Origin of the sequence: Paucidesulfovibrio longus DSM 6739 (assembly GCF_000420485.1) — a bacterium.
GTDB classification, from domain to species: domain Bacteria; phylum Desulfobacterota; class Desulfovibrionia; order Desulfovibrionales; family Desulfovibrionaceae; genus Paucidesulfovibrio; species Paucidesulfovibrio longus.
This window is the reverse complement of the sequence record NZ_ATVA01000013.1, coordinates 176,319-195,896: the sequence shown is the minus strand read 5'-3', so window position 1 is coordinate 195,896 and position 19,578 is coordinate 176,319. Positions and strand designations below refer to the sequence as shown.

General features: G+C 63.6%; 22 protein-coding genes and 1 pseudogene. All 23 read right to left on the bottom strand.

Annotated elements, in window-relative coordinates; translation table 11 throughout:
- Nucleotides 1-4: 4 nt before the first annotated feature.
- The 23 genes and pseudogenes from G452_RS21840 to G452_RS0107885 all read right to left on the bottom strand — a co-directional run bounded on the left by G452_RS21840 (nucleotide 5) and on the right by G452_RS0107885 (nucleotide 19,554).
- Nucleotides 5-508 carry a hypothetical protein gene (locus tag G452_RS21840; RefSeq protein ID WP_022661726.1) on the bottom strand — a complete coding sequence of 168 codons (504 nt, stop codon included), beginning with the start codon at nucleotides 506-508 and terminating at the stop codon, nucleotides 5-7.
- A gap of 10 nt (nucleotides 509-518) precedes the next feature.
- Complete coding sequence (locus G452_RS0107990; protein ID WP_022661725.1) at nucleotides 519-1,112, bottom strand: hypothetical protein; 594 nt, start codon at nucleotides 1,110-1,112, stop codon at nucleotides 519-521.
- A gap of 10 nt (nucleotides 1,113-1,122) precedes the next feature.
- Complete coding sequence (locus G452_RS0107985) at nucleotides 1,123-2,697, bottom strand: phage tail protein (RefSeq protein WP_022661724.1); 1,575 nt, start codon at nucleotides 2,695-2,697, stop codon at nucleotides 1,123-1,125.
- A complete protein-coding gene (locus tag G452_RS0107980; RefSeq protein WP_022661723.1) occupies nucleotides 2,697-4,106 on the bottom strand; it encodes a baseplate J/gp47 family protein in 1,410 nt (469 codons plus the stop codon). The genes G452_RS0107985 and G452_RS0107980 overlap by 1 nt, the downstream gene beginning before the upstream one ends.
- A gap of 99 nt (nucleotides 4,107-4,205) precedes the next feature.
- On the bottom strand, nucleotides 4,206-5,123 hold the full coding sequence (locus tag G452_RS0107975; protein WP_022661722.1) for a GPW/gp25 family protein: 918 nt from the start codon (nucleotides 5,121-5,123) through the stop codon (nucleotides 4,206-4,208).
- Complete coding sequence (locus G452_RS0107970; RefSeq protein ID WP_022661721.1) at nucleotides 5,123-6,013, bottom strand: hypothetical protein; 891 nt, start codon at nucleotides 6,011-6,013, stop codon at nucleotides 5,123-5,125. The genes G452_RS0107975 and G452_RS0107970 overlap by 1 nt, the downstream gene beginning before the upstream one ends.
- A 12-nt stretch (nucleotides 6,014-6,025) precedes the next feature.
- Nucleotides 6,026-7,036 (bottom strand): YfaP family protein, encoded by a 1,011-nt coding sequence (locus tag G452_RS0107965; protein ID WP_022661720.1) that lies wholly within the window; start codon nucleotides 7,034-7,036, stop codon nucleotides 6,026-6,028.
- Entirely contained in the window at nucleotides 7,033-7,341 is a 309-nt protein-coding gene (locus tag G452_RS0107960; protein WP_022661719.1) for a hypothetical protein, read from the bottom strand. The genes G452_RS0107965 and G452_RS0107960 overlap by 4 nt, the downstream gene beginning before the upstream one ends.
- A 10-nt stretch (nucleotides 7,342-7,351) precedes the next feature.
- Complete coding sequence (locus G452_RS0107955; RefSeq protein WP_011366988.1) at nucleotides 7,352-7,615, bottom strand: PAAR domain-containing protein; 264 nt, start codon at nucleotides 7,613-7,615, stop codon at nucleotides 7,352-7,354.
- Entirely contained in the window at nucleotides 7,612-7,986 is a 375-nt protein-coding gene (locus G452_RS0107950; protein WP_011700612.1) for a hypothetical protein, read from the bottom strand. Before G452_RS0107950 ends, G452_RS0107955 begins: the two co-directional genes overlap by 4 nt.
- Nucleotides 7,987-7,998: 12 nt before the next feature.
- Nucleotides 7,999-9,048 (bottom strand): phage baseplate assembly protein V, encoded by a 1,050-nt coding sequence (locus G452_RS0107945; RefSeq protein WP_022661718.1) that lies wholly within the window; start codon nucleotides 9,046-9,048, stop codon nucleotides 7,999-8,001.
- Entirely contained in the window at nucleotides 9,041-9,460 is a 420-nt protein-coding gene (locus G452_RS0107940; RefSeq protein WP_022661717.1) for a DUF1353 domain-containing protein, read from the bottom strand. Before G452_RS0107940 ends, G452_RS0107945 begins: the two co-directional genes overlap by 8 nt.
- Nucleotides 9,457-9,831: a YcbK family protein gene (locus tag G452_RS0107935; protein WP_022661716.1), complete on the bottom strand. Its 375-nt coding sequence runs from the start codon at nucleotides 9,829-9,831 to the stop codon at nucleotides 9,457-9,459. The genes G452_RS0107940 and G452_RS0107935 overlap by 4 nt, the downstream gene beginning before the upstream one ends.
- On the bottom strand, nucleotides 9,824-11,107 hold the full coding sequence (locus tag G452_RS0107930; protein WP_022661715.1) for a phage late control D family protein: 1,284 nt from the start codon (nucleotides 11,105-11,107) through the stop codon (nucleotides 9,824-9,826). The genes G452_RS0107935 and G452_RS0107930 overlap by 8 nt, the downstream gene beginning before the upstream one ends.
- Before the next feature lie 66 nt (nucleotides 11,108-11,173).
- Nucleotides 11,174-11,464, bottom strand: coding sequence for a LysM peptidoglycan-binding domain-containing protein (locus tag G452_RS0107925; protein ID WP_022661714.1), 291 nt, complete (start codon nucleotides 11,462-11,464; stop codon nucleotides 11,174-11,176).
- Nucleotides 11,461-11,931 (bottom strand): CIS tube protein, encoded by a 471-nt coding sequence (locus G452_RS0107920; protein ID WP_011366981.1) that lies wholly within the window; start codon nucleotides 11,929-11,931, stop codon nucleotides 11,461-11,463. Before G452_RS0107920 ends, G452_RS0107925 begins: the two co-directional genes overlap by 4 nt.
- A 9-nt stretch (nucleotides 11,932-11,940) precedes the next feature.
- A complete protein-coding gene (locus G452_RS0107915) occupies nucleotides 11,941-12,246 on the bottom strand; it encodes a DUF7768 domain-containing protein (RefSeq protein WP_022661713.1) in 306 nt (101 codons plus the stop codon).
- Between the two features lie 2,444 nt (nucleotides 12,247-14,690).
- Nucleotides 14,691-15,704 (bottom strand): annotated as a pseudogene (locus tag G452_RS21950) (phage tail tape measure protein); the annotation flags it as partial.
- Nucleotides 15,705-16,033: 329 nt separating this feature from the next.
- On the bottom strand, nucleotides 16,034-16,711 hold the full coding sequence (locus G452_RS0107905) for a T4 family baseplate hub assembly chaperone (RefSeq protein WP_022661711.1): 678 nt from the start codon (nucleotides 16,709-16,711) through the stop codon (nucleotides 16,034-16,036).
- Between the two features lie 15 nt (nucleotides 16,712-16,726).
- The gene (locus G452_RS0107900; protein WP_227501130.1) at nucleotides 16,727-17,173 is read right to left on the bottom strand and encodes a phage tail protein; all 447 of its coding nucleotides are present in this window, start codon (nucleotides 17,171-17,173) and stop codon (nucleotides 16,727-16,729) included.
- Nucleotides 17,174-17,203: 30 nt separating this feature from the next.
- Nucleotides 17,204-18,733 (bottom strand): phage tail sheath C-terminal domain-containing protein, encoded by a 1,530-nt coding sequence (locus G452_RS0107895; RefSeq protein ID WP_022661710.1) that lies wholly within the window; start codon nucleotides 18,731-18,733, stop codon nucleotides 17,204-17,206.
- A 2-nt stretch (nucleotides 18,734-18,735) separates the two neighbouring features.
- A complete protein-coding gene (locus tag G452_RS0107890) occupies nucleotides 18,736-18,993 on the bottom strand; it encodes a hypothetical protein (RefSeq protein WP_022661709.1) in 258 nt (85 codons plus the stop codon).
- A gap of 12 nt (nucleotides 18,994-19,005) precedes the next feature.
- Nucleotides 19,006-19,554 carry a hypothetical protein gene (locus tag G452_RS0107885; protein WP_022661708.1) on the bottom strand — a complete coding sequence of 183 codons (549 nt, stop codon included), beginning with the start codon at nucleotides 19,552-19,554 and terminating at the stop codon, nucleotides 19,006-19,008.
- Between the last annotated feature and the right edge of the window lie 24 nt (nucleotides 19,555-19,578).

Genomic DNA, 19,578 nt, shown 5'->3' with positions numbered 1-19,578 from the left:
TCCTTTAGGTCTGAATTTCGTGGTCTTGATCGATGAGCACCGCGAACAGGATCTGGCGCGTGTCGGCCAGCAGCCCGGCCGGGATCGCGATGCGCTGAACGGTGTCGGATCGGCTGATGTGTGCGCCGGATGTCCGGACGCTGGAATCGATGCTCCGCAGCCAGGGGCGCGTGACCCGCACCGCCGCGTCAACATCGACGCCCAGACGGCCATGGACGACGAGCCAAAGGTCGGCGTTCCGGTTCAGGTGGTTGTGGACTGCCTGGCCGGTGGCGAGCAGCCTGGTGATTTCGGCAAACACGACAGCCTGAATCCGCGCCAGCACATTGACGGGCTGATGAATACGGCACGCCGCATCCACCTCAGCTTCGAAAGCGCAAACCACCCGGTTGGCGGTATCCGTATCCACCAGGATTGAGCCCAGGAGCACTTGACGTGTGTCCAGGTCGCTTGCCCAAGGCCGGGTCACCCTTGCGGAAATATCGATATCAATCGTGATGCCAGCCATCTATGCGCCTTTAGAGAATCGGGTTTTCCGTGCCGGTCAGGCGCAGCTTGATGTCGAGTTTGTTTTGCACTGGGGTGCCCGGGAGCACGGTGCAGCGCCGCCAGAAAGACAACGTCTGCTGAAATGCCTTGTCGCCGAGATTGAGCGGTGCGCCCTGGGTGGCGGTGTCGAGTTCGGCCTGAGTCAGGGCCAGGCGGTACCAGACCGCTTCGTCGGTGCCGGTTTCGTCGATGGGATCGAGCACCAACCCGGTGTAGTCGTAGCCGGAATAGACGGTCGTCCCCGCGTCGTGCGCGGCCGCAGCGGTGTTGGCCACGCCCCGCTGCACGGTGAGATTGACGGTGCCGCAGCCGCTTTCGACGAGCATCTGCTCGCCGTCGATGATGATGAGCTCACCGTCGGCAAAGCGCGGTTCGGCCAGAGCGATGGCGGTCTGCGCCGCATCGATGGCCGAAGCGAGGCTCGTCTGCTCGTTGGCGACGTAGAGTTGCCGATCCTTGATGTCGCCGTCGGTGCCGTTGTAGCTCTCGGCCTCGGGGCGGCTGAAATCCCCCTCGGAAATCTGCTGGGTCAGCGCTTCGTCAAGATAGAGATGTATCGCCATGGGTTCTCCTTCAGGTGGGCCACTGGGTGGCGCGATAGTTGTTGGTGGCGGCCTCGAACCCGGCCTGCGTGGGCGCGTGCAGATCCTGCTGACGGAACAGCCAGCGGTAGGAAGGCCGCGACCAGCGGAATCCAGCCTGGTTGAGGCGCATGCGGCTGACGCGCATGGGTCGGGTCCGATCCACGGAAAGGCGCAGGCCGGTGGTGTTGAGCGGGCTCGCGCCCAGCTTCATGGTCTCGACTCGATGGCGCTGGAGAGAGCCCGTGTCCACGTAGACTTCAAGCGAAGCCCGTTCGCCGGTCAGATTCGCATTGCTCAGATACCGGGTGTTCAGGGTGTTCGCGTTGAGCCGGAACACAGGCCCTCTCCGCCGCCATCGGTCGATCCGGTCGACGGCCAGGGTGACGTCCGCGTCGCAGCCAGCGGTGGAGGCGAGCAGCAGATTGCTGATGCCGCCCTGGTTGGCGGTGAGATCGAGACCTTCGTTGAGCCTGGCGCGGCCAAGCTGAAAGCAGAGGCGGTGCCGGGATTCCAAGGGCAGGCGCAGGTCGTACTTGGCCTCCGCCCGCTCGACCGGTTCCGCCTGTGTGTCGAAAAAGAAATCCTTCTGCCGGAAGCAGTAGCGCAGCGCGGTCTCGCCATGGGTCAGCGGCTTGCGGTTGAGATGGCTCTCACCCAGCCCGAAGCCGCTTTCCAGCACATCGCCTTCGAAATCGCGGCCGGTATAGATGGGCGTGCAGAAGGAAACCCGATCCTCGCCCACGCGGGTGTACGGCAGCCGCCAGTCGTTGAGGGCCTTGTGGTTCAGGCGCATCCGGTTCTGGCGGCCGTGAAAACGGGAAACCTTCACGGCGGCCCGGTCGATCTCCGGGATCATCTCCGTGGTGCTGGTGAGCTGCAGCAACTCCCAGGCCCTCTGCTTGTTGGTCAGGTGACGACAGGAACCGAGCGAGGAACGTCCGAGGACGAAGGTTTCGTCGAGAAATGCCAGCACGATCCGGCGCACGGCGTTGGCATGCCCGAAGTCGAGCATCGCGCCGCCTTCGATCCATTCGAGCAGAAACTGGAGCCAGAAACAGCGCGTGCCCGCCGGGTGGTGAAACACCAGGGCGTCGCGCAGCCCCTCGGTCTGGTTGAGACACAGCACGCGAAACACGCCGAGGCTGAACACCAGCCCGGGCAGCTTGGCGTTGCTGAGTCTGGAACGGGCATTGAGACGAAGAGCCGAGCGGAAGGTCTCCTGCAGTTCCCCCTGCCAACCGAGCGCGTCAAAGTCGCGTTCGATGGCCGGAATGGTGCCCTTGCGTCGATAGATTTCGACCGCCTCCCGCACGCGGCGGCGCTGGCAGTCCGGCGAACAGGTGCCGTCCACTTCGAGGCCGACGAGCCTCGCCAGCAGCGGCAAGAAGCGTTCGTCGCAATGATCGACGTCGAAGATGATCGGGAAGTCGTCGATGGCCTGCTTGAGCTCGTCGAGCGTTCCGGCGGGAAGGCTCAGAAAGGTGCGCAGGTCACCGGCCTCGTCGTTGTGCTCGTAAAGCGGCGGCAGCAGGCCGAGCAGATTGTCCTTGAACCAATCCGACATCAACCGGCCCTCCGCAGATCGAGGTTGACGCTGCCGAGAACCGGGATTTCGCCATGGCGCAGCTCGATATCCTGCTGCGGCGCGTAGAGGTGCATATGGCTGACCCCGCGCACGCCGTCGATCAGGGCCACCAGGTCGGAGAAGTGAATGGTCTGACCGAAGGAGACCTCGTCGAAGGAAAAGAAATCGGAGAGCGCGGCTTCGATGCGGCTGCGCACGTTTTCCAGCGGTTCACCGGGCCAGATGTAGACCTCGGCGTCGATGGAAACGGGGCGGTAGATCGGGTCAAACAGGTTGATCTCGACCGTGATGACCTTGCGGCGTTCGAGAAACTCCGCGAGGTCCCGCTTGAGCAGCGCCGAGGGCATTCCGCCGCCGTTGGGGGCGATGGCCAGTTGGACGTTGTAATAGCGAATGTTCTGGCAGGCATTGGTGTCGAGCACCTTGGCCTTGGCGACGCCGGGGTAACCTTCGGCGAGGGCCTGGTAATCCTCCAGAGTGACGGCCTTCCAGAGACTGCGCAACTCCGCCGGTGCCTGTCTGCGAGCGTGTTCGAGGGCTTCCCGCGAAGCGCCGCCGGTGGCGGGCACCGGGTTGGTGACGGTCAGGGAGACCTGGCCTCCGTCGAGGTAGATCGGGCTCAGCAGTTGGGTGATCCGGTTCGGACCGAGATTTCCCTGATCCCCGATGGTCTGCAGATAGCTGACGGCGATGGCGCTTCCCTGAGCGGGTACAGCGCCGCTTTGCCCGTCGCCGAAAATCAGGGTGGAGATGTCGAGGGCGTCCAGGTCGGCCATGAAATGGCGGCTGTCGGCCAGGCTGTCCTGGAAATGATCGACCTCGCTCCAGGCGTCGTCCCCCACCGTAACGGTGATGGTGCCCTGGGCGATGACGTCGCCGGTCAGGCGGATGCGCTGGAATGGCAGCCCCGTGGAAGTGAAGGTCTCGGTGCGGCGCACGCCTTGACGGGCCGGGATGTCCACCGAGAGCACGCCTCGCGGGATCAGACCGTCCTCGACCGTCTCGAAATCCGCCTCGCCGTCATTCAGCAAGGCGCGGCAGGCCGTCCCCGCCGGAATGGTCAGATCCTTGCCAAGCGGGGCGGAGAGCCGGAAACGCAGCGTGGTGGTGGAGGCCACCGGCGAGTCCAGCCGGTAGCCGATGAGCTTGCAGAGGTTGATGACGTTCTGGCGCTGGCGGGCCGTGGGCAGAAAGGCCTCCGCCGCCTGGGCATCCAGGTAGTAGGCCAGCATGTCGCCCACTCCGCAGAACAGATCGAGCAGGACGACGCCGAGATCGGAGTGATTAAAATCGGTCCAGCGGTCGGTGAGCTGCGGGATCTTCGCCAGCAGCTCCTGACGGATCGATTCGTAATCCTTGTTGATGTATCCGATGCTTGCGCGGCCCATGGTCTCTCCGGTTTTCGGCGGTTATGCGAGAGCGCCTGATGCTCTCGCCACGCCGGTTACTTACCGGAAGGGGCCTGGATGTGTCGGAGGCGGGATGCCTCAGAGCGGGCCGCGCAGTTGCCAGACGGGATTGGGCTGCCCGGAGGTGTTGTTGAGGTAGTGGGATTCCTTCTTGCCCTCGAAATAGAACAGGCCGATGCGACCCGGCTCCGACGTGGTGATCCGGTGAACGGTGCCAGCGGCGTTGTCTTCCGCCTGGCTCTGGGTGTTGAAGCCCAGACCGCTCGCAGCCAGATAGAGGGCATGCTCGGCCTGGGGCGCTTCCGTTTCAGGCGCTCCCTCGAAGACCAGATAATGGCCGTGATTGTCACCCGGATCGCTGACGATCCATTTGCCGTTGCGGTCCTGAAAGGCTCCCTCGATGTAGGCGATCTCGTATTCTCCGGCTGGCCAGATGAAGGAATCGTCCGGATCGGGACTCATTTCGGCCGCGTCGAACCAGAGCAGATTGAACAGTGAGCGCACGTCCGGCGACAGGCGCACGCTGCGCACCGGCGGCGGTTCCGGCTCTGGTTCCGGCTGGGGATAGCTGGGCGCGGGATTGTTCGGGTCTTCTCTGTAGAAGGGATAGACCAGGTTGCCGTCCACCTGGCTCTGGATCACCCGGTAGGCGATATGCACCAGCAGCAGGTTGCCGTCGATGTTCAGCGGCCGGTCGTCGAAGCGCACCTCCGTGATGATCACCCGCTTTTCCCAGCGCTTGATGGCGTCGATCACGTAATGGCGCAGCAGACCCTTGAGCACCTCGTCGTTCTGTTCGAACACCAGATCCTTCAGCCTGGAGCCGAACTCCGGATTCATGAACCGTTCGCCGATCCGGGTGCCGAGGATCTGCAGGATGCTTTCGCGGATATGTTCGTGCTCCCGCGAGGTGGCGGCCGAGATCTGGGTGCCGCCGGATACCGACTGAAACCGGAACGGGTAGCGCAATCCCTTGCCGAGAAAGTCATAGCTCATCAGGTACGCTCCTCGCAGTCGATGCCGCACTGTCCCGAGCAGCCGCTTTCCGAAGTGTCGTCGTCGATAGCTTCTCCCTGGAAACGGATCACCAGATCCAGGCCGCTCTTGAGCCCCAGGTGAATGGTTCCGTCCGCCTCGATCAGCCCGCCGTGGCCGGACTTGCCGCACTGGAATCCCTTGGCTCCCCCGGAAAGCAGACGAACGGTGATGGTCTCGCCGATGCCCTCGATGCGGCCGATGCCGATGATGTCGATTGGTCCGGCCGGGTTGATCAGGGTGATGAACCGCTCCCGGTGATCGACGTCGAGACGGATGCCCTCGGGCAGATCCACCGCGAAGCGTTCCGCGCCCATGGCGGTCGGATCGATCCCGGCGGGCAGTCCGCTGATACCGGCTGCCTCCCGGGTCGCGCTCAGATAGGACTCGACCAGGGTGTAAAGGCGTCCCGGGGCGACCTCGACGGCCGTGCCGGGTCCGGGGGTGACGACCTGCTGCTCCCCGGCGTCGATGACGCAGATTCGCTGGTCGTCAGTGGTCCGCAGGATCATGCCGTCGGGCAAGGTGAAGAGCCGGTTGCCGTCCGGCAGATCCCGGGGTTCGGTGCCCACAGGCAGTTCGACGAAGGGATAGAAATCGGGCTCCGGCTCGATCTGTACCTGGTCCAGGTACTCCTGGGTCCTGGCCTGCTGGGCCTCCAGATAGGCCTGGGCCTGGCCGCGCATCGCCTCCGAAGCGGCGTGACCGGCTTCCAGCAGCGTGCGGATGCCGGAAAGCTCTTCACGGATGCCGGACAGGTGATCGCAGAGCGCCCGTAAAACATACTGCTGTTCGCCGGAATCGGTCTGCTCGATAGTGGCCTGCAATTCGGAGGGTTCTTCGGAAATCATGGACAACCTCCATTACATGCCGACATTGGCGGGTTGGGATTGATAGCTCATGGCGTTGACCGGCGTCACTGTTCCAGTCGCGCCGTCGATTTCGAACACGGTCCAGACCGTACCCGGGGCGTTGGGAACGGTGAAGGTCTGCTCACGGCCATCGCTCAGGAACACTTTCACCGTGGCTCCGGACTGCGCCAGGCCGGTGCTCGGATTGGTGTTGCGGTTGGTGTAGTCGTGGACCGCGTAGCGGTAGACGCCGGGGATGAGCCGATGGATGGTGATGGTCTCCGGCCCGTAGGAGCTGGTGTCGTCCACGTCCAATTCCGCCGCCTCGTTTTCGATGGTGTGGGAATAGAACACATGGAAGCGACCGCCCGATGGCGTCGGTCCGGTGAGATGGGAATCGAGATCCCGGGGGTTGAGCCCCCACTGCAACACGATGCGGGCGACCTGGCCGTCGAGTTCGGGCGAGAGAACGATCTGGATGTCGCCGGAGGTGTTGGTGTCGGCGTTCACCCAGCCATGCCAGGCGATGTATCCCGGCGCGGTGACCTCCACGTAATAGAACCCCTCGGGCACGGTCAGCTCGAACCCGCCATAGGCGTTGGCGAAGGTCTGGAACGCCGCCGGGCCGGTTTCCGAGCGGCGGAATTCGATCAGCGCGTTGCCGACGCCGCTGGTGTTGAGGGCGTTGACCACCATGCCGCTGAGGAAGACCGATGCTCCGCTGGCAAAGTCCGGGTGGTCGGCGAACCAGGACGGATCGCGGACCTCCACCAGAACATGGCGGAGGCTGTCCCGGACCGAGGATCGCCAGACCATGAGCACGGCGTTGCCGATGGTCCAGCCGCAGCGAATGACGCCGTCCGGCCCGATCTCCGCGACCTCCGGATTGCTGGAGGCAAAGACCGGGGCGTCCACGTCGCCGCGCAGGGAGAGCGGAACCCGTTGCTCGAACTCGCCAGCGGAGAGGCGGATGGAGCGAGGCTGTACCTCCCAGTGGCAAAAGGTTGGCGGGGCATCCGTCATGAAGGGACCTCCACCGGTGCGGAGACGCCGCCGCCATAGACCTCGACCTGAACGTGCCGCAGGCTGAGCCGCTCGGGCGAATCCCAGACCAGAATCATGGCCGCTCCGGGAACGAAGCCGCATTCGACATTGCCGTCTTCATCGACACTGGCCACGTCGGGATTGGACGATTCGAACACCGGTGTTTCGGGTAGGCCACGGATCGAGAGCGGAATGCGCTGGACGAATGGGGATCGCGAGACGCGGATCAGCTTCGGGAAGACATCCCAGTAGTGCGGTTCCTGCGGCTGTTCGAGAGTGTTCATGGCGGCCTCCTCAGTTGTCGATGGTGTCGGGACTGCCGGTGACGATGATGGCTCCGCAGGCGGTGATGTCGCCGATGCGGGCGTTGGGCAATCCTTCGGTGATGGTATCGAAGCTGCCGGTCACGATGGGCGTCACGCCATGCCCCGGGATGGGACAGACGTGCAGATCCCCCATGCGGGCCACCGGCATGCCGTTGTCCAGCGTCCGGCTCGCTCCGGTGATGATGACGCCGCCGTGACTGCTGATGTCGCCGAGTCGCGCCTGGGAGCTCATGGGTTTACCTTCAGCAGCAGATGGATCAGAAAGCCGACGAGTCCGCCGATGGTGCTGCCGATGGTCAGCACCAGGCCGACGATCTTCCACATGGTCTCGGTCCCCATCTTGGAGCCGACCCGGGCGTGCAGCCGGTCGATCTCCTCGGCGTGCCGGTGCAGATCGGAATAGATCGAGCGGACCAGTACCTCGACGTTTTCCTTGTCCGATTTCTTCTCGATTTCACGCTCGATCTTCTCGAGTCGGTCCTGGATTTCCCGGCGGTGGTTTTCGAGGATGCTGCGGAATTCCTCCCGCCAATGATCGAAGGTCCGGGCCAGCAATTCCTCGCTGGCCGAGAGTCCGGAGGGCGTTGTTGTTCTTTCTCCCATGCGATGCTTCCTTCAGGTGTTGATCAAGACGGTGTTCGTCGAGCGAATGATGATGTTTCCGGCCACCCCATCCATGAACACGAGGCTGCCGGACTTATCGGTGGCGCTGATGCTCTCCTGGCCGGGCGCGGCGTTCATGCGCACCACCTGACCGGCCTTGTCTGTGAGCCGTATCTGTTCGGCGGCGGCGGTGGAATCGACCAGGATTTCCTGAGTGCCGTTGAGTCCCCAGATGTGAACCTTCTCCCGGCCCTTAGTGGTATCGATGAGGATCTTCTGCCAGCGGGAGCGGCCCTTGTCGCACGAGAGGATGTGGACCTTCTCCTTGTCCTGCCAGGCTTCGAGGATCACCTGCTGGCGACAGAGGTCGGTGAGCTGGATGCGGGCGCGGGAGCCGACGATCTGCGAGGCGATGTCGAGCTGGTCGCCTTTCTCGGCGTCCTTCGTGCCGCGCCGCAGGGCGTTGCCGCTCTGCATTTCCGGCTTCACCTTCCCTTCCATGGTGAGGATCTGTCCGGCGCGGTCGATGATCCGCAGCAGCTCGTCGCCGTCGCGGTCATCGGCCAGGATGGTGTGGCCGGTTTCGGTCTTGAGCAGGACCTTCAGGCGCGGGCAGTAATACGGCGGATGGCCGTGGTACTTCTTGTGTTCGAGATCGTCGTGCCGGTTGGCCTGATGCTCAACCTTGTCCTCACAGTCATGACAGAAGGCATTCGCGCAGGTGCGCTTCGATTCCTCGGGCTGCTCACCGGGATTGCTCTTGGCCAGCCAGACGCCGATCCAGATCGGATACTGAACGACGCCGCCCTCGAACTCGGCCCAGACCGAAGCTCCTTCCTCGGGGATCAGGAACATGCCGGTGTCATCGTTGCCGCCGTAGGGAAAACAGGGCGCGGCCCATTCGGACCAGTTCTCCCGCCCGCTGCCGAGTACGGCGGGGATTTCCAGGCGGATACGGCCGAGGCGTTCGGGGTCGTTGTTGTCGCGCACGAAGGCCCGGTACTTGCCGTACCAGCGGTTGCGGTAGCGCTCTTCGGATTGACGGTCGCGGGTTTCAAGCATGCTCTGCCTCCCGCTTTCGACTGGCGTTCCAGGCCAGCCAGCCGCCCAGGCGAACCGCCCAATACATGATCTGGCGTTTCCATAGAGGCACGCCCAGGGCCGCCATCAGTTCGAGAAAGACGCGGTCGGCCGCAAGCCGCGAGACCTTGCCGGTGTGGTAGAGGTAGTCGTGAACGACAGCAGCCGGGGAATATCTCCCCCAGGGCGGCACCACGCGCCAGAACAGGCGCGGCACCGAGGCGAAGTCGGTCTCGAACCCGGCTGGCACTTCGATGATGCGGCCAGCGCCGGTACGGACACGGAACGGCTGGGTCAGCCTGGCGGTCATTCCATTGGGAAGGATCTCCACCCGAAGCGGCCCCGAGAGACCCAGCGCGGTGCCCGAAAACAGGGTCTTGTTTTCGGCGCTCATGACCGCCACCTCGCCTTGCCCGACTGGCGCACGTCGAGATGGACCCAGGAGGCATAGACGCCGATGCCGCCCTCGCAAAAGAGCGGAATCTCCTCGGCGATGACCGCCAGTTCCTCGGGTGAAACGCCTGCGGGACAGCTCACGTCGGCCGCCATGCCCAACGTGTGGAAACTCTGCTCCGCGCCGCCCACCGCCTTGTTGTGCCTGTTGCAGCGGAAGCCGCTGGTGATGGACAGCGGTTTGCCGATGCGGTCGCGCAGCGTCTGCAGGGCGTCGACCAGGTCGGGATGGACCGCAGCCGAATGGCCGCAGCAGTTCGTGCCCTTGCAGGCGAATTCCGAACGGTTGAAATTCTTGCTGAGATCACCCATTGCCGCCTCCTTGTGTGACCGCGCCGGAATCCGCGTCGATGGTCACCATGGCTGGCGGCTCGTTTTGCGGCGTGGGCGGGGCCTCCTTGTCGTTGGGTTTGCCCTGGGACTCGGCGGACTTGTCGCCCGCGCCCTTGCCGAGGGCGTTCTTCTTGAGTTTGAGTTCGCAGAGATAGCCTGCGCTGCTGATGCTGTGGCGCACCGAGTGGCAGTAGTAGATGCCGGAAAACTTCTGGCCCACGCCCTTGATCTCGACGTTTTTCTTGGCGCGTAGCTGGGGAATGCCAATGGTGGCGGCGTCCGCCTCGACCTGGCGCAGCTCGGCCTCGCGGAACTTGCCTTCGGCGCTGTCCTGGGCGGGCTCCTGGCGCGGCTCTTCGTGAAAGCCTTCGGAACGGTCGAAGCAGGGCACGATCTGCCCCGTCTCCTGTTCCTTGAAGCTGCCTTCGCCGGTGTTGCCGTCGACCAGATAGGTCTGCTTGCCCAGGGCCGTCCGCTCGGGCGTGGTGGCGTTGTTGGCCTTGTGCTCGACTACGTCCTTCTTGCGCGGGTCGACGCCGACCGTCTTGGTCTCGACACCCGCGCCCTTGGCTCCCTGGGATTGGGTGCTGGGGCGGAACGAGCGCAGCAGGCCCTTGGTGTCGGTGAAATATTCGAGGGTCAGCAGCGGCGTTTGGTCGAGTTCGCGGGGATGGAAATGGAGTTCGTCGTCCTGGATGTAGAAGACATAGCCGCTGACGCCGTCGCCATCGCGGTCGCGGGCCTTTTCCGCCAGCTCCTTGAGGAACTGGGCGTCCGAGATGTTGCTCTGGGTGACGCGGAGATGGGTCCCCTTGGTGGCCGTGACCACCGGCGTGAGGCCGTTGGCGGCGGCGACTTGTTCGGCGATTTCCGAATAGAGGATGCCGGGAGCAGGTTTTTGCCAGACCTTCTGGTTTTCCTTGCCCGCGAGTTTGAAGCCCTTGTCGTAGGCCTTGATGCGGATGGTCGGATCGCCGTTTTCCGGGAAGTCGTAATCGATGTCCTTGATGACCGCTTTCTTGCGCGGAGAGAGGTTCCCCACGTAGCCGAAGCGGGCCACGATCTCGTTGCCTTCCTGGAACAGCGGATCGTCGACGAACTGCAGGTTGCGGTCGGTCACCGACAGTTCGAGGACATCCAACTCCTCCTCGTTGTCGGTGAAAACGAACGAGGTGATCTCCTGGGTGATGTCCTTCGAGAGGTCTTGCCCCTCGATCTGAATCAGAAATGTCGGCTTGAAGGTATCCAGATCCATGCGTCTCTCCGGTAGTTCGCAGTTCCCTGCTTACTTACCGGAAGGCATGGCGAGGTGTCGGACGCTTCAGTCGAGCAGGCGCATCTGGACGTGTTCGCGGGAGGGAATGCGCAGCGCCAGACCCGGCTCGAGCGCCAACGGGAAAAAGAGGTCGTTGTAGTCGCAGATGATCCACCAGAGCCGGGCGTCACCCAGATAGCGGTGCGCGAGCAGATCCAGGCGGTCGCCCTCGACCACGGTGTGCAGGCGGTCGTCGTGTCTGGGGGTGGTGTCGATGCGCTGGCGCATGCCGAGGGAGGTGCCGTCGCTGTCCCGGTAGAGAACGCAGCGGGCGTATCGGGAATCGCGGCCGATCATGAGCGCACCTCCGACCAGTTGATGGAACGGTCCACATATTCCTCGAGGACGATGTCCACCTCGGCCCGTTGCGGCAGCAGATTGTCCCGGTCGAACAGGCCGAAGAAACGCGCCTTCACCTGCCGGACGATGCAGGTCACGCCCGGGTAGAGATCGCCGAAAATCAGTAGCACACGATGCGGCGCGTTCTTGAGCATGGTTCCGGCGTGTTCCGGATATTGCAGCGAGCGGAGCCAGTCGACCTTCTGCTTCACCGGCCCCTTGAACAGCTCGACCTTGAAGGCGATCCGGCGCGGTTCCCCGGCGACGTACTGGTAGCGCGGATGGCTCATGCCGGGGATTTTGATCGTCGCGTAGTCGGTCGACTTCTCGTCGCTGATGGAGTTGGGGTTGTACTGGAATTCGAGCCGCTCCCCCGTGTCGGCGTCCACCAGATATCCCTTGATGGGCTGTTGATCCCAGGCCATTCCTTACACCTAGGCGATCTCGATGATCGGCTTGCCCAGTTGTCCGGCCCGGTCGAGTTCCAGCCGCATGCCGCTGGAAATGCCGTTGCCGGTGAACGCCCACACCTCGTCGCAACATTCCATGTAGGCCAGGCCGCAGGCGATGCCAGTCTCCCGCTGCTCGGGAACGCTGTCATCGGTGAAGGTTGGATACAACAGGTGCGGCGCGAACGGCGCGTGACCGTTTCTCATGACCCGTCGGCAAAGCGCCTCGGCGACCTTCACGTTTCGGGCTATGTCACCCGCGAACGGGCTGCAGACAAAGATGCGTTTCATCGGTCCTCTCACAGGGTTTCGTAGTTTCTGATCTTCCGCTCCCGAAGATCCTTGTAGACGGCCTCGGCCACCTTCCGGCCATCGATGTTGGTGGTCACGCTCAGTTCCACCGGGCGGTCGGCCAGGCCATCGAGGCGCGAGAGCAGCGATTCCAGAAGCTCGCGCAGACCCGGACCGGCGTCCTCTGCCCGCAGGGGTGTCGCGGGAGCGGTGCGGGCCGGAGCGATCAAGCGTTCGGAAGGCACCGTCTCGGTCAGTCCGGATTGCAGGGGCTTCGCTATCGGAGTCGGCGCGGCCGTCTTGGGCCGCTCGATCCCGGCCGGAGCGGGAGAGGCACTTCCGATTTCCGGTGCCGGTTCCACCGCAAACGGCTGGATGTAGCTCTTACTTACCGGCTCGACGGCCGCCGCGACGGTCTGCACGGTGCCGCTCATCGGTTGTGGGGGTGGCGCGGCCGTGGCCATGACTGGCTGGAGCATCAGCATGGCGCTCAGGGCCTTGGGCACCAGGCGTTCGTCCAGACGCGGCACGAGACTGAGCACGCTTTCGATGATGCGTTGCCCAATCGATTCGGCGGGCGGCGCAGCTCCGAGCGGTTGTTTCTGCTCGGCCACCTGCGGGACCGGGGTCTGGACTCCCAGCATGGCGCGAGCGGAGGAGAGCAAACCATTGGCGATCCCGGCGCTGCGATCCTTGATCGCCTGAATGCCCGCGCTCGCGCCACTGGAAAGCCTCTGCCAGAGAGATTGACCCTCGGTACCGGCACTGGCAAAGATTCGGCCCACAGCCCCGGGGACGGCAGACAGCGTGGCAACGATCCGGTCGCGAACAGTGACGGCTCCCGTGGCCAGCGCGTCCCAGGCATTGACCTGGGGCGGCGTGATCGCCAGCTCAGGCGTGCCGCCAAACAGGGATTGTTTGAGACCTTCGAAGATGGCACCGGCCTTGGCCGCGACGGTTTGTGCGCCGGAGGTCAGACCGTCCCAGAGTTTTCCGGCCATCCGGAAAGGAGCCGAGGCGGCGTCCATGAGGTTTCCGCCCGCCGTTTTGACCTGCTGCCACGCTCCCGCAGCGGCCGAGAGAATCCCGCGAGCGGCGAAGCCGAACACTTTCGCGGGCAGCGACTGGGTAAGGCTCATGCCGTCGGCGAGGGTCTTGAGCAGCGCGGAACCGGAGGCGGTCAGGCTGGCGAGTGGTCCCTCGCGGGCATCGGAGAACGGCAGCAGATTGCGCAGCTTGCCCAAGGCGTTCTTGAGCATGGTGAAGGGATAGGTCACCGCCGACCAGATCCCTTCGCCAAGGGTGATCAGTAGCTTCTTGCCCGCCTCAAAGAAGGTGGTGTCCCCGGCGAAGAAGGAGCGCACGGTGGCAAACAGATCCCGCAGGGTGCTGATGATCGGCAGATTGAGAATCGCCTGGCCGATCTGTCCGGCGGCGTCGGCCACCAGGCGTCCGATGGAGGTGAAGATCCCGGAAATGAAATTCCAGACACCGACCACCACATCCCGCGCCCACCGGAACGGGGTGGCGAGAAAATCGTAGACCGCGCCGCCGATGACCTTGAGACCGTCCAGCAGGGAAATGTCACCGGTCAGCACCTGCCAGACCGCATAGACAATCTTCCCGGTGGCCATGAAGGCCTCGCCGATCATGCGCACGGGCAACAGGAACTTGTAGATGAACTTGGCCGCTCCGACTAGAGACCCGACGATGATCTTGCCGACCCAGACCACGCTGCGCACCACCACCGCCAAGGCTCGGACGATGAGCGACAGGTTCCAGGCCACGATCTTCAGCGCGAATGCCAACCCCTGCAGAAGCACACCGGCGACGGTGCCGATAACCGTGCCGAAGGTGCGCCAGGACGACCCATCGGTGGCGCTGGCGGCCACGCCGAAGATCTCCACCACCGAAAAGACCGCGCTGGCCAGCGCCGCATAGGCGCTCATCAGGGTGCGGACGGTCGGTTCGAGGATGGCGCGGATGCGGCCAAAGGCATGGGAAAAAGCGCCCCACAATCCGGCCAAGGCTTCGCGAACGCGATAATAGGCTTTGAAGACGGTGACCACGAAGCCCAGCAGTCCGGCGGATTCGAGCTTATGGGCCAGTTCGGCCGACATCTGCCCGACGCCGCCGCTGAGCGAGCCCACCAGCTCCCTGATCCCCCGGAAGACCAGCGAGACCTTGTTCCAGGCCCCGGTGATGACATCCTGGATGCCGCCGAAATTGGTTTCCCAGGCGCGTTTTAGCAAATACACCGAGAGGATCACGCCAGCGATAATCGCGGTGACGGGCAGAAAATAGGTCGCGACCGCCGAACCCACTCCGGCGAGCGCGGCGCTGATGGCCACGAATCCGGCCTTGATGGCGGGCAGCATGAGTCCCACCATGCCTACGGCGGCGGTGACGGCTCCGGCTACGACCAGAATGGTGCCGAGGGCCATGGACAGTCCCAGGACAACCCGGGTCACGCCCGGCATCGATTTGGCCATGCGTTGCAGGAACAGAATGAAGCGGGAGACGCCGTTGATCACCGGCGTCACCACCGGTAGCAGAGTGCGTCCCAGGATTTCGCTGAGGTTGGCCACCTGCTGGCGCAGGAGCAGGAACCGGGCTCCGATGTCCTGGTTCATGGCGTCGGCCATCTGTTCGGTGACCGCCGTGCCGGTCTTCATGGCTCGGCCCACCGACTGGATATTGCCTTCGAGGCTCTCCGTGCCCGCCGACATCTGCAGCAGGAACTTGACCGCCTCGTCGGAGCCGAAGGCCTTCTTCAGCTTCACCTGGGCGGCTGCGTTGGAGAGATCGGGGAACTGGCGCTTGATCTCCTGCAGGATGGGAACCACGCCCTTGAGACGGCCACTGGTGTCGGTGAAGGACAGGCCAAGCTCGTCACCGGCCTCGGCCGCCTTCATGATGAACGCCTTGTACAGCGTGCCCGCCTCGGAGCCGGGCATGGTGGTCTGGAGCTGGCCGAGCACGGCGAGCTGCTCGTTCAGGGGAATGTTGCTCGCGGCCGCCACCGCGCCGATGTTCTTGATGGCGTCGGCCATCTGGGTGCCGTTGGTCTTGAACGAGGCCACTGTCTGCGCCATGGCTCCGGAAAAGGCGGTCGCCCATTCCATGTCGTTCATGTCGGCCATGATGGGCTTGAAGATCCCGTAGGCCGTGGTGAAGGTGCCAACCATCTCCTGGGTGGTGGCCTTGGTCGCCTTGGCGGTCATGGCGGCCATGGAGGTGAAGACGCCCACCGCCTCGTCGCTGAGGTTGGACAGGGCCGATTTCACATCGTAGGTGGCGGTGATGAAGGCGGCCTTGTCGGCACCGGACCATTGGTTAGTGAAGGATTCGGCGGCGTCCTCGATGGCCCGGAGATCCTGCACGCCGAGGGACGCCAGCTCTCCCAGGGCCTTCTGGGTCGCGGCGGTGGAGGCGACCAGGGCGGCGGGCACCGCCATCAGGGCCAGTCCCGCCCCCAGCATCATGGTGCCTTGCTGGATGCGGTCCAGGTTGCGGGTCATCCGCTCACTGGCATCCGCCACGGTGGAATCGAGGTCCATCATGGAGCCACGGATGCGCTGCGCGTTCTGCGAGAACGCATCCTTCATCGATACCACTATGCCCAGTCCGAGATCGCCGTTCATCTATCGCCGTTCCGTTTGCTCACGTTCAAAATCAAGCTGCCGCTCGAGGGCCTCGACGAACTGACGCCGGACCCTGAGCGGCAGCGAGCGGGTTTCCGACCAGCCCCAGTGCAGTCCGCCGTAAGCGAGAAAAAATGCGTCGCTTACAAGCGAACTCCGGGGAACAAAAAAGCCGGTTCTGCCTCCAGACGGGTACGGATTTTGGTGCTGCAGCCATCGCATTCGGTCTCGACCGAGGTGTCGATTCCCGCGTCGACCCGCGACATCTCCTGCCGCAGCGCGTTGCGGTCGCGCATCGACATTTCCGCCAGGCTCTTCTTGGAGGGAGCTTTGCCGTCGATGTCGAGGAGGCGGATGAGCATGGCCGAGGTGATGTTGGGCTCGCGCAGGCTGGCCAAACGCTTTTCCTTGTGGCCGTCGAGATATCCGAAGCGCACGGTTTTTTTCGAGCCGGGCAGCTTGAAGGTGAACTCGCGCTCCTCGCCGTAGGGGGTAACCTTGAGATCCTCGAGATTGACGGTCACGAAATTGGTCATGCGGCAGGCGCTGTTCGGGCAGCTCAGCTCCAGTTCAACCTCGTCACCGAGGGAAATCTGGCGCAGGCGGACCAGGGCGAACAACCGGTCACCCGAGAGCAGATTCATCACCTCGGAAAGATCGGGGTCGGTCTTCTCGCCCAGCCGGACAAAACAGTTGCGGAGCACCTGGTTGATCGCGTCTCCGGAGCGGATCAGGCGCTGGTTGGTGAGCAGTTCTTCCTCGGCCCCGGTCATTTCCCGAAGCTCGAGTTCAGTGCCGCTTGGCAGTTCAAAGCTGTACATGGTCGATCCTCCGGTTTAGGTCCAGTATTGGAAGCAGATGGTGAGCTTCTCGATGGTGTTCTCGGTGTTGCCGCCTTCGAGCTCGTCGTATTCGAGCGCCTTCACCCAGGCCCCGTGCAGGGTCCAGCGGCGGGTCTCGTTGCCGGTGCGGTCGTAGCGGACAACGTCGATGTCGCGCATGTAGTCGGCCGGAAGGCCGCCGGTGACGGCGTTCACGTCCACCTGTTTCTTGATCCATTCGCGTGCCGCCTCGTCGGAGCCGTCCTGCAGGGTGCCTTTCTCGAGGGTGATGTCCTCGAACTTGACCCGCCCCGCCACCTTCTGGTCGAACATCGATCCAGCCGGGGCAAAGGCCACTTCCTCGAATTCTGTTTTTGGCTCCTGTCCCTTGTGGAACAGGGCCACGTCGAAGCCGTTTACCTCGATGGCGAATTGCCAGTTCTGGTAAAGGCTTTTGGGCATGTTTCCGCTTCTCATAGCCGTGTTCTCCCGTTAGATGATTTCTTTGAAGTCCGCGCCGGTGCTGGTCAGGATGAAGTTCAGCTCGATGAACTCCGCCGTCTTGGTCGGCTTGACGAACACGCGGGCCACCATTTCGTTGCGGTCGATGACCGCCGGGGTATTGGTCTCCTCGTCGCACTGAAAGGCGAAGTCGTAGAGGCCACCCTTGTCCTTGATGTCCTGCAGGAAGGGGTTGATCAGGCGGCCGAGGGCACGCCAGGTCTGGGGATGGTTCGGCTCGAACACCACGAAGCGGGAGGATTCCGAGATGGCTTCCTCCATGAACATCATCAGACGGCGCACGTTGATGCGGTCCACGGCCGAGGGCTGGCTTTGCAGCGTCTTCTGGCCCCAGATGTTGATGCCGGTGTCGGGGAACACGGCGATGGCGTTGACCCCTTCCGGATAGAGCACATCGCGCTCGCCACGGCTGGTTTTGTAGGCCAGGGAGAGCGTGTTGAAGATGCGGCCACGGTCGATACCGGCGGGCGCGTTCCAGACGTTGGTCTTCTGGTCGCTGCGGGCGATGCATCCCGCCACCGCGCCGCAGGGCGGCACCAGCTTCTTGCGCGAGTTGACCGGATCGCTGATCTCCAGCCAGGGGTAGTAGAGCGCCGCGTAGGAGGAGTTGAAGGCCGCGTGGCTGTACATCCCTTGTCCCTTGCGGAAGTCGACCGCTTCGAGCGGCTCCAGGTGCATGGGCGTGTCGGCGATGAACAGCAGATCCTTGCGCCCCTCGGCATAGGCGATTCCGGCGTTGATCACCGGCACTGTGGTGACGCCGGGGACCATCAGCAGGTTCAGGGCGTCGATCTCGTCAAAGCCATAGATGCCTGTATGCTGCGAGGGATCGCCGATGAAATCGGCATCGGCCAGGTCGGTCAGCCCGTTGTCACCGCCGGTGAGTGTGAACACGCCCAATGCCGGACGGTCGCCGGGCGCTCCCGTTGCGGAGGCCAGATCCTGGACCAGGATGAAATCCGAACGGTCGTTGATCGCCAGCTCCACATGGTTGGGCAGCGTCTCGTCCATGCTCAGATCCTTGAACACCTCGACCACATCGCCTTTATGCCGGACCACCAGGTTGAAATGGTTGGCCGGGTCGAGCGAGCCATCCTCAATGGAGACGGAGAGCCGGTCCCCCCAGACGCCTTCGTTCACGGCCTCGATCCGCAGGGCGTCGGCGGGCGTCGCCTCCCGGTTCTGCAGCACGATGGAAGATTTGAGCGCCGTCAGGGTGTCCCGGTCGGTGGGATCGGTGAGATGGGCGATGCGGGTGACATAGAGGACCGAGCCGCCGTTGTCGAAAAACGCCCGGGCGGCGTAGGCCAGATAGCTCTCGTTGATATAGGAGCCGAAACGGTTGATGAACTGCTCCCAGCTCGTCACCAGCACGGGCTTGTTGATCGGACCTTTCTCGGCCACCCCGACCATGGCGGCCGACGAGGTTGAGATCTGCTTTACATAGAAACTGAAGTCCGTTTCCCGGGTGTAAATCCCGGGCGATAGATAGGTCGGCATGGTTATTTCCTCCGCTTGCTGGTGGTCTTGGCCTCATCGGTTCCGGCGTCATCGGTCGCCGTGGGCTTTTCCGGCTCCGGTTCCGCGCCGCCGGTCAGGTCGGTGATGCGCACCAGGCCGCGTTTTCCGGCTGTCTTGATCTCGGCGGAGAGGTCCTTGCGGGCGATGCTCTTGCGTTCTCGCGGCCCGAGGTGGAGGGTTCCCTGGCCGGAGAGGTTGAACGTCAGGGGTTGAAACTGCAGGTTTCTGATCTCGATCACGGTTGTTCTCCTTTACGGTTGAATGGTTCGTTGCTCTGTCACGTCGCCGTGAAACTGGAAGGTCCGGTCCCGGATCAGCCGACCGTCGCGCAGGTCGCCGTCGTACACCGGGCAGGATTCGATGCGGATGCGTCCGGAGCTTTGCCGGAGGTTGGAGAGGTTCACCCGGGCCAGGCCGCCCAGAGGAACCAGTTCGGTAAGGTTCAGGCTGCCCTGGTCGGCGATGGCGACCTCCGGGTAAAGCTGGAGGAACCGCGACACCGATTCGTGAAAACCAAGCAGTTCGGCCTCCCGGTCCACGGTCACCACCAGGTCGAAATCGAGGTGATAGAGCCGGGGAAACCGGCACTCCTCGAAACTCAGCTCCGCGACATTCTTCTCGAACAGGCGGCTCTGGCTGCGGCGGAAACGGTCTTCCGCCAGCTTCGGCCCCTGGAGGATGACGCTGGGGGTGCGCTGGACCTCGAACAGGTCATCCGGGAACACCAGCACGGTGTCCGGGTGGATGGCCTGCTTGGCCAGGCGGATCAGGGTTTCTGTGACGGTCTGTATCGTGCTCAAGGGACGCCTCCGTTTTCTGCCTGG

Excerpts from the sequence above, each read along its gene's own strand:
- G452_RS0107920 (WP_011366981.1), bottom strand. The coding sequence starts at position 11,931 with ATGGCCTGGGATCAACAGCCCATCAAGGGATATCTGGTGGACGCCGAC.
- G452_RS0107975 (WP_022661722.1), bottom strand. The coding sequence starts at position 5,123 with ATGAGCTATGACTTTCTCGGCAAGGGATTGCGCTACCCGTTCCGGTTT.
- G452_RS0107905 (WP_022661711.1), bottom strand. The coding sequence starts at position 16,711 with ATGTACAGCTTTGAACTGCCAAGCGGCACTGAACTCGAGCTTCGGGAA.
- G452_RS0107895 (WP_022661710.1), bottom strand. The coding sequence starts at position 18,733 with ATGCCGACCTATCTATCGCCCGGGATTTACACCCGGGAAACGGACTTC.
- G452_RS0107970 (WP_022661721.1), bottom strand. The coding sequence starts at position 6,013 with ATGATTTCCGAAGAACCCTCCGAATTGCAGGCCACTATCGAGCAGACC.
- G452_RS0107950 (WP_011700612.1), bottom strand. The coding sequence starts at position 7,986 with ATGGGAGAAAGAACAACAACGCCCTCCGGACTCTCGGCCAGCGAGGAA.
- G452_RS0107960 (WP_022661719.1), bottom strand. The coding sequence starts at position 7,341 with ATGAACACTCTCGAACAGCCGCAGGAACCGCACTACTGGGATGTCTTC.
- G452_RS0107965 (WP_022661720.1), bottom strand. The coding sequence starts at position 7,036 with ATGACGGATGCCCCGCCAACCTTTTGCCACTGGGAGGTACAGCCTCGC.
- G452_RS0107925 (WP_022661714.1), bottom strand. The coding sequence starts at position 11,464 with ATGATCGGCCGCGATTCCCGATACGCCCGCTGCGTTCTCTACCGGGAC.
- G452_RS0107900 (WP_227501130.1), bottom strand. The coding sequence starts at position 17,173 with ATGCCCAAAAGCCTTTACCAGAACTGGCAATTCGCCATCGAGGTAAAC.
- G452_RS0107915 (WP_022661713.1), bottom strand. The coding sequence starts at position 12,246 with ATGAAACGCATCTTTGTCTGCAGCCCGTTCGCGGGTGACATAGCCCGA.
- G452_RS21840 (WP_022661726.1), bottom strand. The coding sequence starts at position 508 with ATGGCTGGCATCACGATTGATATCGATATTTCCGCAAGGGTGACCCGG.
- G452_RS0107990 (WP_022661725.1), bottom strand. The coding sequence starts at position 1,112 with ATGGCGATACATCTCTATCTTGACGAAGCGCTGACCCAGCAGATTTCC.
- G452_RS0107930 (WP_022661715.1), bottom strand. The coding sequence starts at position 11,107 with ATGGATCTGGATACCTTCAAGCCGACATTTCTGATTCAGATCGAGGGG.
- G452_RS0107955 (WP_011366988.1), bottom strand. The coding sequence starts at position 7,615 with ATGAGCTCCCAGGCGCGACTCGGCGACATCAGCAGTCACGGCGGCGTC.
- G452_RS0107940 (WP_022661717.1), bottom strand. The coding sequence starts at position 9,460 with ATGAGCGCCGAAAACAAGACCCTGTTTTCGGGCACCGCGCTGGGTCTC.
- G452_RS0107945 (WP_022661718.1), bottom strand. The coding sequence starts at position 9,048 with ATGCTTGAAACCCGCGACCGTCAATCCGAAGAGCGCTACCGCAACCGC.
- G452_RS0107980 (WP_022661723.1), bottom strand. The coding sequence starts at position 4,106 with ATGGGCCGCGCAAGCATCGGATACATCAACAAGGATTACGAATCGATC.
- G452_RS0107935 (WP_022661716.1), bottom strand. The coding sequence starts at position 9,831 with ATGGGTGATCTCAGCAAGAATTTCAACCGTTCGGAATTCGCCTGCAAG.
- G452_RS0107985 (WP_022661724.1), bottom strand. The coding sequence starts at position 2,697 with ATGTCGGATTGGTTCAAGGACAATCTGCTCGGCCTGCTGCCGCCGCTT.